This window comes from Bacteroides muris (ex Afrizal et al. 2022), from assembly GCF_004793475.1.
GTDB classification, from domain to species: domain Bacteria; phylum Bacteroidota; class Bacteroidia; order Bacteroidales; family Bacteroidaceae; genus Bacteroides; species Bacteroides muris.
Genome location: NZ_SRYZ01000003.1, coordinates 14185 through 28331 on the forward strand (window position 1 = coordinate 14185; position 14147 = coordinate 28331).

10 protein-coding genes are annotated in these 14147 nt (G+C 47.0%); 7 read left to right on the plus strand and 3 right to left on the minus strand.

Features of this window, described 5'->3' with window-relative positions; translation table 11 throughout:
- Positions 1 to 12 precede the first annotated feature (12 nt).
- A complete protein-coding gene (locus tag E5355_RS02170; protein WP_136008997.1) occupies positions 13 to 471 on the minus strand; it encodes a hypothetical protein in 459 nt (152 codons plus the stop codon).
- Between the two features lie 444 nt (positions 472 to 915).
- Between E5355_RS02170 and E5355_RS02175 the strand changes: the two genes are divergently transcribed.
- A complete protein-coding gene (locus E5355_RS02175; protein ID WP_136008998.1) occupies positions 916 to 1887 on the plus strand; it encodes a glycosyltransferase family 2 protein in 972 nt (323 codons plus the stop codon).
- Positions 1888 to 2109: 222 nt separating this feature from the next.
- A complete protein-coding gene (locus E5355_RS02180; protein WP_136008999.1) occupies positions 2110 to 2400 on the plus strand; it encodes a hypothetical protein in 291 nt (96 codons plus the stop codon).
- A gap of 150 nt (positions 2401 to 2550) precedes the next feature.
- On the opposite strand, the gene E5355_RS02185 is transcribed toward E5355_RS02180, so the two are convergent.
- The gene (locus tag E5355_RS02185; protein ID WP_136009000.1) at positions 2551 to 3507 is read right to left on the minus strand and encodes a transporter; all 957 of its coding nucleotides are present in this window, start codon (positions 3505 to 3507) and stop codon (positions 2551 to 2553) included.
- 189 nt (positions 3508 to 3696) lie between these two features.
- Between E5355_RS02185 and E5355_RS02190 the strand changes: the two genes are divergently transcribed.
- The 3 genes from E5355_RS02190 to dnaA all read left to right on the plus strand — a co-directional run bounded on the left by E5355_RS02190 (position 3697) and on the right by dnaA (position 7577).
- Positions 3697 to 4932 (plus strand): N-acetylmuramoyl-L-alanine amidase family protein, encoded by a 1236-nt coding sequence (locus E5355_RS02190; RefSeq protein WP_136009001.1) that lies wholly within the window; start codon positions 3697 to 3699, stop codon positions 4930 to 4932.
- Positions 4933 to 4945: 13 nt separating this feature from the next.
- On the plus strand, positions 4946 to 5839 hold the full coding sequence (locus E5355_RS02195; RefSeq protein ID WP_136009002.1) for an MlaD family protein: 894 nt from the start codon (positions 4946 to 4948) through the stop codon (positions 5837 to 5839).
- A 349-nt stretch (positions 5840 to 6188) separates the two neighbouring features.
- A complete protein-coding gene (gene dnaA / locus E5355_RS02200; protein ID WP_136009003.1) occupies positions 6189 to 7577 on the plus strand; it encodes a chromosomal replication initiator protein DnaA in 1389 nt (462 codons plus the stop codon).
- A 41-nt stretch (positions 7578 to 7618) separates the two neighbouring features.
- On the opposite strand, the gene E5355_RS02205 is transcribed toward dnaA, so the two are convergent.
- Positions 7619 to 8353: an NADPH-dependent oxidoreductase gene (locus E5355_RS02205; RefSeq protein WP_136009004.1), complete on the minus strand. Its 735-nt coding sequence runs from the start codon at positions 8351 to 8353 to the stop codon at positions 7619 to 7621.
- Positions 8354 to 8770: 417 nt separating this feature from the next.
- On the opposite strand from E5355_RS02205, the gene E5355_RS02210 reads away from it, so the two are divergent.
- Together E5355_RS02210 and E5355_RS02215 are read left to right on the plus strand one after the other, a co-directional pair.
- A complete protein-coding gene (locus E5355_RS02210; RefSeq protein ID WP_136009005.1) occupies positions 8771 to 11308 on the plus strand; it encodes an adenosylcobalamin-dependent ribonucleoside-diphosphate reductase in 2538 nt (845 codons plus the stop codon).
- 131 nt (positions 11309 to 11439) lie between these two features.
- Positions 11440 to 14133 (plus strand): 4-alpha-glucanotransferase, encoded by a 2694-nt coding sequence (locus E5355_RS02215; RefSeq protein ID WP_136009006.1) that lies wholly within the window; start codon positions 11440 to 11442, stop codon positions 14131 to 14133.
- Positions 14134 to 14147: the final 14 nt, after the last annotated feature.

The following is a 14147-nucleotide window of genomic DNA, read 5'->3' on the forward strand; positions in this document are numbered from 1 at the left end:
CTCTTACAACGGTTATTGCACACAGGGGTTGGTAATGGAGCATACAACAACATAAGCAGGATCTCCACAATAATATTTCGTTGCCTCAAATTCTTCTGTCACTTCGATATACTCTTCACTGAAAGAACCAGAATAATTCGTAGTATCGGCAGTAATTGTCGCACCGAAATTTGCTCCCCATCCGGGACTACCAACCTCAATCCCCGCACCGGCAGAACCTCCTACATTGCTACCGGATCCACTTGCATCCCCTTTCTTAATATAAGTCTTTCGGGTGCATTTAACCTTTGTCTGCTCCTGTTTCCCAAATCCGGTCGTTGTTCCATCCACTCCTCCCACCTGTGCCTGCACACTGGGATGCAATGAAGCGGTAAGCAACCCATGTCCTTCCAAGGCATTCTTCACATTCATTACAACTCCACCCATCAACAGAAAGGCACCTGCTGCTACAAGCATTTTTTTCGTTTTCATAACTTTAGATTTTTAGTTAATTAAAAATGTTTATAAAGCCCAGCCAGCCTCAAATCTCAGGCCCCAGCTGCTGTTTTTCTCTTTGTTTCAAAATATCACTTACATCCTGCTTCAGCACTGTGGAGTTTCTCCAGTTCAAGGAATAACTCCGGGTATAGCAAGCCAAATAGCCGAAATAGAATACGAACAGCACCCATGCCCACCTCCAGCAGGATTCAGATACCTCCCTCCGCAAATATAACTCCTTTTTTTCATTCGCAACTGAAACGGCTCATAAATCAACCAACAATCTATGTTTTTTTCATTTGAGGAAGTTAGAGGGAGTTATAGCCCAATAAACACTTGCAAAAATTCACTTTTTATTGCATGTTCTTTCTATTTTCAACATCCAATAATTTGCTTTTCTTCCGATTTCTTACGAATATTGCAAAAAGATTTATTTTTATGATGGAAAACTCACCCATACTTGCCGTTGTCGTGCCTTGCTACAAAGAAGAGGCAGTGCTACACGAAACCCATAAACGATTGAGCCAATTGTTCGACCAAATGATACAAGCCGGACAGATTTCCCCGGAAAGCTACATATTATATGTAAATGACGGAAGTACCGACCGGACCTGGACCATCATCAAAGAGCTACACGGAAGCAGCGCATACGCCTGCGGGCTGAACCTCGCAGGAAACGTAGGCCACCAGAATGCCCTGCTTGCCGGACTCAATGCCGTAAAAGACCGTTGCGAGATAGCCATTTCCATTGATGCAGACTTGCAAGACGACATCCGGGTGATTCCGGACATGATAAACAGCTATGAAGCGGGCAATGACATCGTCTATGGCGTACGTAAAGAACGGAAGACCGACACTTTCTTCAAACGCAACACCGCTTTGGTCTTTTATCGGCTGATGAAGGCAATGGGAGTAAAATCCGTCTATAATCATGCCGACTACCGCCTGATGAGCCGGAGGGCTGTGCAGCACTTATGCCGTTTCCGGGAACGCAACCTCTTTCTTCGGGGGCTGGTTCCCCTCATCGGTTACCGAACGGACTGTGTGTACTACAACCGCGACAAGCGCTTTGCCGGAGAGTCAAAGTATCCTTTCCGTAAGATGCTCAACTTTGCCATCGACGGCATCACTTCCTTTTCCGTAAAACCCGTCCGTATGATTTTCTGGATAGGTTGCATATTCGTCCTTGTCGCGCTGTGCGTCACCGGATGGACGCTTTACTCATACATACAGCACAACACCGTTCCCGGATGGTCATCACTGATAATTTCCGTCTGGCTGGTAGGAGGCGTGATACTTGTGTCGCTGGGGATTGTGGGCGAATACATCGGCAAAATATACATTGAGGTGAAGGACCGACCGCGCTACAATGAAGAAGAACTGCTGATGCCGGGCAACAAAGAGACATAATCCCAGCACCTCCTTGAAACTTCATATACGTTTCAGGATGTATAAAGAGACTATGGAATGGATGCAAAACTTTGGTATGTGGGGCATATTTCTTAAAAGCCCCGATGAAATGACAGGACAATACGGGATATCACTATGCAGGAATACAAGCAAGTCTTGACAAAAAGAAAATAACTACAATTGAATTAGAGGAAATAGATTGAACATTAAATAAAGGGAAGAATGGGAACATTAGGCTGTGTAAATGATATGCTACAACGAGACAAAGAGAACCGTGAGCTTCGCAAACTAAATAGACAAAGGATGAAAGAACATCATAAATACCTTGCAAACAAAGGGGGAAATACTGATTTATCCAATGTCTCCATTGAAAAGATGGAAGAAATCCGTAAAAACTCCATAGAAAAAGAACAGTCTGACCGAATCTACCTGTTTAAGGCATATATAATTCTCACAATATGCTTTTTAGGGTTATTTTTATTAGGCTTACTTTGTTGCAAATTATTCTTCTAAACACCCAACAGTACAACAACCTACAAATTAAAAATCTTGAGATGGCTACCTATGTTTCCGACTCCAGTATCAATAAAAGCGAAGCGTATTGGCTAAACAAAGAGAAAAGGAAATTATACAAAACAAATATCAAATATAAACATCTCATATTTAATATTTTATCTCATTTTTCCTTTTCTTCCACAGCTGATAACTATTGATGATGTTTTGCCACAACACATACGAACCCGGCCCCACAGAAGATAACGGATTAAGATAAGTATATGCCATCCAGATGGCAAGCACCGTATTCTTTTGCCCCAGCGCCTGCCCTCCGCTGATGCGCTCACCATAATGACCGCCGATTCTCTTTCCCAAATAGAATTGTATACAGCAGGTTATCAGTCCCGCCAAGGCTATCAGCAGTTCAACAAATATCGGTGCATCACTATTGACCAACGAACGCACCGTCTGCCCTGAGACAATGGCAAGAGCCACTGCCCACAAATAGAAGGCGGCATCGTGGAACCCCAACAGACAGTGATGCGCCTTCGGCACAAACGCGCGCAGGAAGCATGCCAGCAAGAAAGGACAAAGCAACAATGGAAAAACCTTACTCAGGATTTTCAGGAATGCAACAAAAAAAGCAATGTCAGCATGAGGCTCCACCAACGGGAAAAACAAAGGAACAGCCACAGCCGCCAAAAGATTGGATAACAACGTATAGGTCGTCAGGCTGGATGCGCTTCCACCCAGTTTACCGGTAATGACAGCCGCAGCGGTTGCAGTGGGACAAATGAGGCAGACCATCGCACCTTCAAACACTTCCCGGTAGACCTCCTCCATAGGGCAACACACCAACAACACCGCAACAATCAAGCAAGAAACCGTCTGGAACAGCAGTAACCATCCATGCCACGATTTGGGTTTCAGTTCATGCACCTCCACCTTGCAGAAGGTGAGCAGAAGTTGGGAAAAAATCAAAAGCGGAGTCAGGAAAGCCACTAACCCATTCACATAAGGCTTGGCAGGCGCCACAAAAGAAATGTCTGCAAAAAAGAAATATCCCAAAGTACCGGCAAGCATTGCCAAAGGCAATGCCCAGTTCTTTATAAAACGAACCAGCATACTTGATTTGCTATTTTAATTATCTGCCGCAAAGTTACGTATATTATCGAAACATTGAACCACACACAGACATTAATTCCATTAAAAATGAGAGGTAGAACAATAAAACCGAACATAAACCTTTAGTTTTCTATAAATTTCCACTACATTTGCCAAGCAAAAAAGAAAGCATTGTCTTTGCACAATTATATGAAACTATACAGAGGATATATATTATATATGAGTATATGCTTAGGGATGCTTATCTCTCCCTTTTGCTGTGGCAGCGCTGAAGCGAAAGACTTCGTTGTCGTTATAGACCCCGGACACGGCGGACACGATCCGGGTGCAGTGGGAAAAATTTCCAAAGAGAAGAATATCAATCTGAATGTCGCACTCAAACTTGGCAAACAAATCAAGAAGAACTGTCCCGACGTAAAAGTTATCTATACGCGAGACCGGGACATATTCATTCCTCTGGACCGACGCGCCGAAATTGCCAATAATGCCAAAGCAGACTTGTTCATCTCCATACATACCAATGCCTTGGCCAAAAACCGGACAGCTAAAGGAGCCTCCACCTGGACACTAGGTCTGGCAAAATCGGATGCCAACCTGGAAGTAGCCAAACGCGAGAATGCCGTTATCCTTTACGAAAGCGATTACAAGACACGGTATGCCGGCTTTAATCCCAACTCGGCAGAGTCTTACATCATCTTCGAATTCATGCAGGACAAATACATGTCACAGAGTGTGCATCTCGCATCCCTCGTACAAAAGCATTTCCGTCAAACCTGCAAACGTACGGACCGGGGCGTACACCAGGCAGGTTTTCTGGTGCTGAAAGCCAGTGCCATGCCAAGCATACTGGTAGAGCTCGGATTCATCTCCACACCGGAAGAGGAGCGATACCTTAATACTGAAACAGGCACTACCACACTTGCCAACGGTATCTTCCGCGCTTTCCTCACCTATAAGCGCGAGCAGGAAATCCGGTTGAACGGAAGCAGCAATACCATTCTTCCGGAAGATGTACCCGAGCCCGCTCAAACAGAAGGTAGCGCAACCACAGCTATACCTGAAAAGAGAAATGCGCCTCAAGCAGAGAGCAGCCAAGCCGCTCAACGTCCGCAAAGGTCAGAAAATGCAGCCGTTTCCCAAACAGAGCAGAGTGGTATTGTGTTTAAGATACAGATACTCACATCTTCACGTCCTTTAGCCAAGAATGATAAAAGGCTGAAAGGGCTGAAAAACGTGGATTATTATAAAGAAGGCGGAATTTACAAATACACGTACAGTGCATCACCCGATTACAACAAGGTGTTACGCAGCAAACGTAGCATTACGGACAAATTCAAGGACGCATTCATCATAGCATTCAAGAATGGAGAAAAGATAAACATCAACACAGCCATCAACGAATTTAAAAAGAACAGGAATAAATAACAAAAGATACATCATGAAGTATATTACAAAAGAAGTTAGAATAGGAATAGCAGGTATAGCCGCACTTTGCATATTGGTATACGGCATCAACTACCTGAAAGGCATAAACATGTTCAAGCCCTCCAGCTATTTCTACGTGAAGTTCGAGAATGTCAATGGACTGACAAAATCCAGCCCCGTCTTTGCCGACGGCTTCCGCGTAGGTATTGTCCGCGATTTATACTACGATTATACCCAACCGGGCAAAGTTGTTGCCGAAATAGATGTCAATCCCGAGCTGCGTATTCCCAAAGGAAGTACGGCAGAGCTAGCAGCCGAAATGCTTGGCGGTGTGAAAATGAACCTGCTGCTTGCCAATAACCCACGGGAGAAATACCAGATTGGAGACACAATCCCCGGCGTGCTGAACAACGGAATGATGGAAAAAGTTGCCACCATGATGCCGCAAGTAGAAAAGATGCTGCCCAAGCTGGATTCCATCCTCGCATCCTTAAATGTCATACTGGCCGACCCCGCCATCCCTGCAACCCTGCATAATGTGCAAGATTTAACAGCAAGCATGGCCGCCACAAGCCGCCAGTTGCAAACTCTAATGAAGGATGATATTCCACAACTGACTGGCAAGCTCAATACGATTGGAGACAACTTTGCACTCATTTCCAACAATTTAAAGGAGATAGATTATGCTGCCGCCATGCAAAAGGTGGACGCAACTTTAAACAATGTAAAAATGGTTACAGACAAGTTGAACCAGAAAGACAATACCGTCGGACTTTTGCTAAACGACCCTTCGCTATATAATAATCTGAATGCCACAACTGCCAACGCGGCGAGTTTATTGGAGGACTTGAAATCGCATCCGAAACGATATGTCCATTTCTCCCTATTCGGCAAGAAAGACAAGTAAAAGACAAATATTATATAGATTTTGTCTAAATAATAAGCCAATAAAGGAATTAAAAGAAAAGCCCTCATTTGCTCTATACAAGGAGTGAAAAAGGGCTTTTTCCTGCTCCGGACATAGAAGGGAAACAAGAGATGCAAATCCAGATAAGACACTATATAACAAAGCATTAGAAAAATGCAATACACCTTATATAAGGAACACACCCACAGTAACCGATAAGTAGCTGAAAGTAAAGTCCTTATTACTTTCCCTAAAAACGCAAGAAAAAAAGAATTTGTTTTTCTCGAATAAGATTGCCAATTTTGCAATCGTAGAAGTTATGCTTAATTAATAAATGTATTTAGCCGTTATGAGTGAAATAAATCATGTCGGGCTGTGGAATCGCTGTCTTGAAATCATCAGAGACAATGTTCCGGAGCAGACATACAAAACATGGTTTCTTCCCATCATACCTTTAAAATATGAAGACAAAACGCTGGTCGTACAAGTGCCCAGCCAGTTCTTTTATGAGTTTTTGGAGGACAAATTTGTTGATTTGTTGCGCAAGACTCTCTATAAGGTCATTGGCGAGGGAACTAAATTGATGTACAACGTAATGGTAGACAAGAGCTCACGGAAAACCGTCGACTTGGAGTCTACACAGCGTACCATCATTCCACTGAAACAAGTGATGGACAAAAGGATTCCGCAAATTCCCGTTCCTGAACTTGACCCGCACCTCAACCCAGAATACAACTTCGAAACCTTCATCGAAGGTTACAGCAACAAGCTGTCACGCAGTGTTGCAGAAGCTGTCGCTCTCAATCCGGCTAAGACAATCTTCAATCCGCTGTTCCTATACGGAGCATCAGGTGTAGGCAAGACCCACCTTGCCAATGCCATCGGAACCAAAATCAAGGAACTATACCCGGAAAAAAGAGTGTTGTATGTATCTGCGCACCTATTCCAAGTGCAATACACCGATTCCGTACGTAACAACACGACTAACGACTTCATAAACTTCTACCAAACCATTGATATTCTAATCATTGACGATATTCAGGAATTTGCCGGCGTAACCAAGACTCAGAATACATTCTTCCATATCTTCAACCATCTGCATCAAAACGGCAAGCAGCTTATCCTTACCTCCGACCGTGCACCGGTATTGTTGCAAGGCATGGAAGAACGTCTGATTACGCGTTTCAAATGGGGAATGGTGGCTGAGCTGGAAAAACCTACCGTAGAGCTCCGCAAAAACATTCTTCGTAACAAGATACACCGTGACGGGCTGCAGTTCCCCCAAGAAGTGATTGACTATATTGCAGAGAACGTGGGAGACAGCGTACGTGACCTGGAGGGTATCGTTATTTCCATTATGGCGCATTCCACCATATACAATAAAGAAATAGACCTGGAACTGACGCAACGTATCGTCCGCAAAGTGGTGAACAGCGAAAGCAAGGCGGTGACTGTCGATGAAATCATCAACACCGTATGCAAGCATTTCGGATTGGAAACCGCCACTATCCACACAAAATCCAGAAAGCGGGAAGTAGTGCAAGCACGGCAAATAGCCATGTATTTAGCCAAAAACTATACAGACTTCTCTACTGCAAAAATCGGTGCGTTAATTGGGCATAAAGACCATGCCACCGTATTGCATGCATGCAAAACCATCAAGGAGCTGAAAGAGGTAGACAAATCATTCCGCGCGGAAATCGACGAGATTCAGTCTGCGCTGAAAAAGCAAAACTAAAAGAAAATACAATTTACCTGACAGAATAAAAGAGCAGGGCACTAAAAGCCCTGCTCTTTCATTACCTTCCAAAGATTCTCCGACATTGCCTCATTGTCTTTCTTTGTATAACGCACATCTGTAAAGACCTGCGCCAGCGTTTCCTTGTTGTTCTCCAAGACAAACTGCTTGTTTTCGGAAAGCGACTCCTTATAGGCATACAACCGGTCAATATCCTGAGAGGTATAATCGTGATAAAACTCCTCGTGCACAATAGCCTCCAGAGGCAAACGATCCACCTGTTCCGGCTGTTCGGCAGGCCATCCTACTGTGACTGTCGTGATAGGAAACACCAATTCCGGCAATTCCAATGCTTCGACAATCATCTGAGGGTTGTAAGTGGTAGTTCCCAGATAACAGATGCCCAGTCCCTTCTTCTCGGCAGCCACACAAAAAGTCTGTGCCACCAGCAAAGTATCGATAGCCCCCGTCACAAACCACTCAAAGTTGTTATATCCCGGCTCAGCCTTACGCTGCTTACACCACTTGCTGAAACGGCGCAAATCTATGCAGAAAGTAAGCAATACCGGTGCCGTCCGAACCATCGGCTGATTGAAATGTGCAGGCGCCAGTTTGGCTTTACGCTCTGCATCACGCGTCACAATCACGCTATAAACCTGCATGTTTCCGACCGTAGAAGCCCGGAAAGAGGTTTCAAGCAAATCATTTAACAAATCAACAGAAATATCTTTCTGCTGATATTTTCGGATTGTTCTCCTTTGTTTCAAGCTTTCCATACTTTCTTTTTTTGCAAAGATAATGTAATCCATGAACAATCCGCTCAAGAGTTCACACTTTTTTTATTGTCATATATCCTGAAGAAAAGCCATCTTTTCAACAAGAAATGAACAATTATCATCTTTATGGCAGACAAAATTAATCTCATGTTTGCCAAAACCGACAACCTTTCAGATTAATAAGCTGTTAATAAATTCCATTTTGGAAAACTTATCTATCCATTCAAAAAAAACAAAAATCTATAAACCAACACATTAACGCCTGTTCACAGAAAGCCGTTCATCGGTTAATAAAAACATTCATTTTAATTTTGCCAAGTTGAAAAACATTCATAGCTTTGCACTCACATTTGTTAACAAAAAGTACAACTTCTACAACTTTACTTTTTTGTTACTAATCCTAAGAGATACAACATTGTGGAAAAGAAAAATTATTCTTATGACGAAGCCTACGGAGAATCTTTAAAATACTTCCAAGGCGACGAATTGGCTGCCAGAGTTTGGGTAAACAAATATGCGGTCAAAGATTCTTTCGGAAATATTTACGAAAAGTCTCCGGAAGACATGCATTGGCGAATAGCCAATGAGGTAGCCCGCATTGAAGCCAAGTACCCCAATCCATTAAGTTCAGAGGAACTTTTCGGCTTGCTCGACCACTTCAAGTACATTGTTCCGCAAGGAAGCCCTATGACCGGAATCGGGAACAACTATCAGGTAGCCTCTCTGTCCAACTGCTTTGTCATCGGCGTGGACGGCGAAGCTGATTCTTATGGCGGCATCTTCAAGATAGACGAAGAACAAGTACAGCTGATGAAACGCCGTGGCGGTGTGGGACACGACTTATCCCATATCCGTCCGAAAGGTTCACCGGTAAAGAATTCGGCACTCACCTCTACCGGCTTGGTTCCCTTCATGGAACGCTATTCAAACTCTACACGCGAAGTAGCTCAGGATGGACGCCGCGGCGCACTGATGCTTAGCGTATCTATCCAACACCCCGACTCGGAAGCCTTCATCGATGCCAAAATGACCGAGGGCAAGGTGACCGGAGCCAACGTTTCCGTGAAACTGACCGACGATTTCATGCAGGCCGCCATCGAGGGCAAACCATATACACAGCAATATCCGATTGACGCCACAGAGCCGGTATTCCAAAAAGAGATTGACGCATCCGCATTATGGAAAAAGATTGTGCACAATGCGTGGAAATCGGCAGAACCCGGTGTGTTGTTCTGGGATACCATATTAAAGGAGTCCGTGCCCGACTGCTATGCAGATTTGGGCTACCGTACCGTATCCACCAATCCATGCGGCGAAATCCCACTGTGCCCGTACGACTCCTGCCGTCTGCTCGCCATCAACCTTTACTCATACGTGGTTAATCCGTTCAAGCCGGACGCCTACTTTGACTTTGAGCTATTCAAGAAGCATGTAACTTTGGCACAACGCATCATGGACGACATCATCGACCTTGAGCTGGAAAAGATAGAGCGTATCATGAGCAAGATAGATGCCGACCCTGAAAGCGAAGACGTGAAGCACACAGAACGCGTTTTGTGGCAGAAGATTTACAAGAAAAGCGCCCAAGGCCGCCGTACCGGTGTAGGAATCACAGCAGAAGGCGACATGCTTGCCGCTCTGGGACTGCGTTATGGTACTGAAGAGGCAACCGAGTTCTCGGAGAAAGTACACAAGACGGTGGCACTCAACGCCTATCGCTCGTCCATAGAAATGGCCAAAGAACGCGGTGCATTCGAGGTATACGATACAGAACGCGAAAAGAACAACCCGTTCATCAACCGCCTGCGCGAAGCCGATCCGGAAATGTACGAGGAGATGAAGAAGTACGGACGCCGCAACATTGCTTGTCTGACCATCGCCCCGACCGGCACCACCAGCCTGATGACTCAAACCACCTCCGGTATAGAACCCGTATTCCTGCCCGTGTACAAGCGCCGCCGCAAAGTGAATCCCAACGATACGAACGTTCATGTGGACTTCATCGACGAAACCGGAGATGCCTTTGAAGAATATATCGTGTTCCACCCCAAGTTCGTGACTTGGATGGAAGCACAAGGGTACAATCCCGCCAAACGCTACACGCAAGCAGAAGTGGATGCCATGGTAGAGAAATCACCCTATTATAAAGCAACCTCCAACGACGTGGACTGGCTGATGAAAGTCAAGATGCAGGGACGTATCCAGAAATGGGTAGACCACTCCATCAGCGTAACCATCAACCTGCCGAACGACGTGGACGAAAACCTCGTGAACCGCTTGTATGTAGAAGCATGGAAATCAGGATGCAAGGGCTGCACTGTCTACCGTGACGGGTCACGTTCTGGTGTGCTCATCTCTACCAAGAGCAACAAAAAGTCCGAGTTTCCTCCGTGCAAACCGCCTACAATCGTTGAAACACGACCCAAAATATTGGATGCAGATGTTGTCCGCTTCCAGAACAACAAGGAGAAATGGGTGGCATTCGTCGGCTTGCTGGACAATCATCCCTACGAGATATTCACCGGTGTGCTGGACGATGATGAAGGCATCATCCTGCCGAAGAATGTGGTGTCAGGCCACATCATCAAGAATGTGGATGAGCACGGAAACAAGCGTTACGACTTCCAGTTCGAGAACAAGCGCGGATACAAAGTCACCATCGAGGGTCTGTCCGAGAAGTTCAACAAGGAGTATTGGAACTATGCCAAACTGATTTCCGGTGTATTGCGCTATCGCATGCCTATCGAGCAAGTCATCAAGCTGGTAGGTTCACTGCAACTGGACCGCGAAAACATCAACACCTGGAAGAACGGTGTGGAACGTGCCCTGAAGAAATACGTTCAGGACGGTACGGAAGCCAAAGGCAAGAAATGCCCGAACTGCGGCAACGAGACACTAGTCTACCAGGAAGGTTGCCTCATCTGCACAACGTGCGGAACTTCCCGTTGCGGATAGCCCCACGGCAAGCACAAACGTTTGCATAGTAATTTAAATGAGTTAGATAACGGTAGCTGCATGATTGTGAAGAATAATTTCTATACTTGCATAATCATTGCAGCTATTGCTATTTCTAAATCTAATATAATATGACACTATTATTCAATATCGAGTATCGCACCAGCTGGGGTGAAGAGGTCAGAGTCTTGGGTTCCATCCCGGAACTTGGCAACAACCGACCCGATAAAGCCACCCCCTTGCATACCGTAGACGGCATCCACTGGACTGCAGAAGTGGATATTCAGATTCCCGGCAATGAAATCGTCGAGTACAGTTACCACATCTATCGAGACGGGAAAACCATACGGACGGAATGGAACAGCCTGCCGCGCATCCTGCATGTGGCAGACAATCCGAAGAAAGCCTACCGCATAGAAGATTGCTGGAAGAATCTGCCCGAACAGCAGTATTTTTATACATCCGCCTTCACTGAATCACTGCTGGCGCATCGCGAACGCGATACCGCCCCTAAAAGCTACAAGAAGGGCTTGCTGATAAAGGCGTATGCCCCCTGCATAGACGAAGACCATTGTCTGGCACTTTGCGGAAACCAGAAAGCACTGGGCAACTGGAACCCGGACAAAGCCGCCCTCATGAGCGACGCCGACTTCCCCGAATGGCAAGCGGAAGTGGATGCCGGCAAAATCAGCTTCCCACTGGAATACAAGTTCGTACTTTACAATAAAAAAGAACACCGCGCCGTGGCTTGGGAAAACAACCCCAACCGCTACATGGCCGACCCGCAGATAGCCGCCAACGAAACGCTGGCCATCGGCGACCGTCATGTATATTTCGACCTTCCTGCATGGAAAGGTGCCGGAGTAGCCGTTCCCGTATTCTCCCTGCGCTCCGAGAAAAGTTTCGGTGTAGGCGATTTCGGCGACCTGAAGCGCATGATTGACTGGGCAGTTGCCACCAATCAGAAGGCGGTGCAGATTCTGCCCATCAACGACACTACCATGACGCATACCTGGACAGACTCCTACCCTTACAGCAGCATCTCCATCTATGCCTTCCACCCCATGTACACCGACCTGAAGCAGTTGGGCAGCCTGAAGGACAAGAAGGCGATGGCCGAATTCGACAAACGCCGGAAAGAGCTGAACGCACTGCCTGTCGTAGACTACGAGGCTGTGAACAAGGCAAAGTGGGAATATTTCCACCTCATCTTCAGGCAAGAAGGGGAAAAAGTACTGGCATCGGATACTTTCCGCAACTTCTACGAAGCCAACAAAGAGTGGCTGCAGCCGTATGCCGTCTTCAGCTACCTGCGTGACGCCTACAAGACCCCGAATTTCCGCGAGTGGCCCAAGTATGCCACCTACGATGCCAAAGAGATAGAGACATTGTGCCGGCCGGACTCCGCCGACTATCCGCACATAGCCATCTATTATTACATCCAGTTCAACCTGCACCTGCAACTGCTTGCCGCCACCGAGCATGCGCGCGCCAACGGCGTAGTGCTGAAAGGCGACATTCCCATCGGCATCAGCCGCAACAGTGTGGAAGCCTGGAAGGAACCCCACTACTTCAACCTGAACGGCCAGGCCGGCGCACCACCCGACGACTTCTCCGTGAACGGGCAGAACTGGGGCCTTCCCACCTACAACTGGGATGTCATGGAGAAAGACGGCTATGCCTGGTGGATGAAGCGTTTCCGCAAAATGTCGGAATACTTCGATGCCTACCGCATAGACCACATCCTCGGCTTCTTCCGCATCTGGGAGATACCGATGCACGCCGTACACGGCCTGTTGGGACAATTCGTCCCCGCCCTGCCCATGACGCGCGAGGAGATAGAGAGCTACGGGCTGGCATTCCGCGAAGACTTCTTCCTGAAGCCCTATATCCATGAGTACTTCCTCGGACAAATCTTCGGCCCGCATACAGCCCATGTGAAGCAGACCTTCATAGAGCCGACAGACACGTGGGAGGTTTACCGCATGCGTCCCGAGTTCGACACCCAGCGCAAGGTGGAAGCCTACTTTGCCGGAAAGACGGACGATGACAGCATCTGGATTCGCGACGGGCTTTACGCCCTTATCAGCGATGTGCTGTTCGTGCCCGACCGCAACAATCCGCACGAATACCATCCGCGCATCGGCGTGCAGCACGACTACATCTACCGCGCACTGAACGACTGGGAGAAGGCCGCCTTCAACCGGCTGTATGACCAGTACTACTATCATCGCCACAACGACTTTTGGGGCCGGCAAGCCATGAAGAAACTGCCGCAACTCACGCAGTCCACGCGCATGCTGGTATGCGGTGAAGACTTGGGCATGATTCCCGACTGCGTGGCATGGGTGATGAACGACCTGCGTATCCTTTCTCTGGAGATACAACGCATGCCGAAAGACCCGCAACAAGAATTCGGACACCCCGACTGGTACCCCTACCGTTCAGTCTGCACCATCTCCACGCACGACATGTCTACCCTGCGCGGCTGGTGGGAAGAGGACTTCCAGCAGACACAACGTTACTACAACACCATGCTTGGGCACTATGGCACCGCACCGGCAACGGCCACGCCGGAACTCTGCGAAGAAGTGGTTCGCAACCACCTCTGCAGCAACTCCATCCTCTGCATCCTCTCCCTGCAAGACTGGATGTCCATGGACGGCAAATGGCGTAACCCGAACGTGCAGGAAGAGCGCATCAACATTCCTGCCAACCCGCGGCACTACTGGCGCTGGCGCATGCACCTGACACTGGAACAACTGATGAAGGCGGAAAGCCTGAACGAGAAAATCAGAAGCATGATAGAAAGTACCGGAAGATAACAAAGATTTGAGTA

What these genes read in the sequence shown, in the direction of transcription:
- dnaA (WP_136009003.1), top strand. Translation starts at nt 6,189, where the DNA reads ATGAGTGAAATAAATCATGTCGGGCTGTGGAATCGCTGTCTTGAAATC.
- E5355_RS02180 (WP_136008999.1), top strand. Translation starts at nt 2,110, where the DNA reads ATGGGAACATTAGGCTGTGTAAATGATATGCTACAACGAGACAAAGAG.
- E5355_RS02185 (WP_136009000.1), bottom strand. Translation starts at nt 3,507, where the DNA reads ATGCTGGTTCGTTTTATAAAGAACTGGGCATTGCCTTTGGCAATGCTT.
- E5355_RS02190 (WP_136009001.1), top strand. Translation starts at nt 3,697, where the DNA reads ATGAAACTATACAGAGGATATATATTATATATGAGTATATGCTTAGGG.
- E5355_RS02215 (WP_136009006.1), top strand. Translation starts at nt 11,440, where the DNA reads ATGACACTATTATTCAATATCGAGTATCGCACCAGCTGGGGTGAAGAG.
- E5355_RS02175 (WP_136008998.1), top strand. Translation starts at nt 916, where the DNA reads ATGATGGAAAACTCACCCATACTTGCCGTTGTCGTGCCTTGCTACAAA.
- E5355_RS02195 (WP_136009002.1), top strand. Translation starts at nt 4,946, where the DNA reads ATGAAGTATATTACAAAAGAAGTTAGAATAGGAATAGCAGGTATAGCC.
- E5355_RS02205 (WP_136009004.1), bottom strand. Translation starts at nt 8,353, where the DNA reads ATGGAAAGCTTGAAACAAAGGAGAACAATCCGAAAATATCAGCAGAAA.
- E5355_RS02170 (WP_136008997.1), bottom strand. Translation starts at nt 471, where the DNA reads ATGAAAACGAAAAAAATGCTTGTAGCAGCAGGTGCCTTTCTGTTGATG.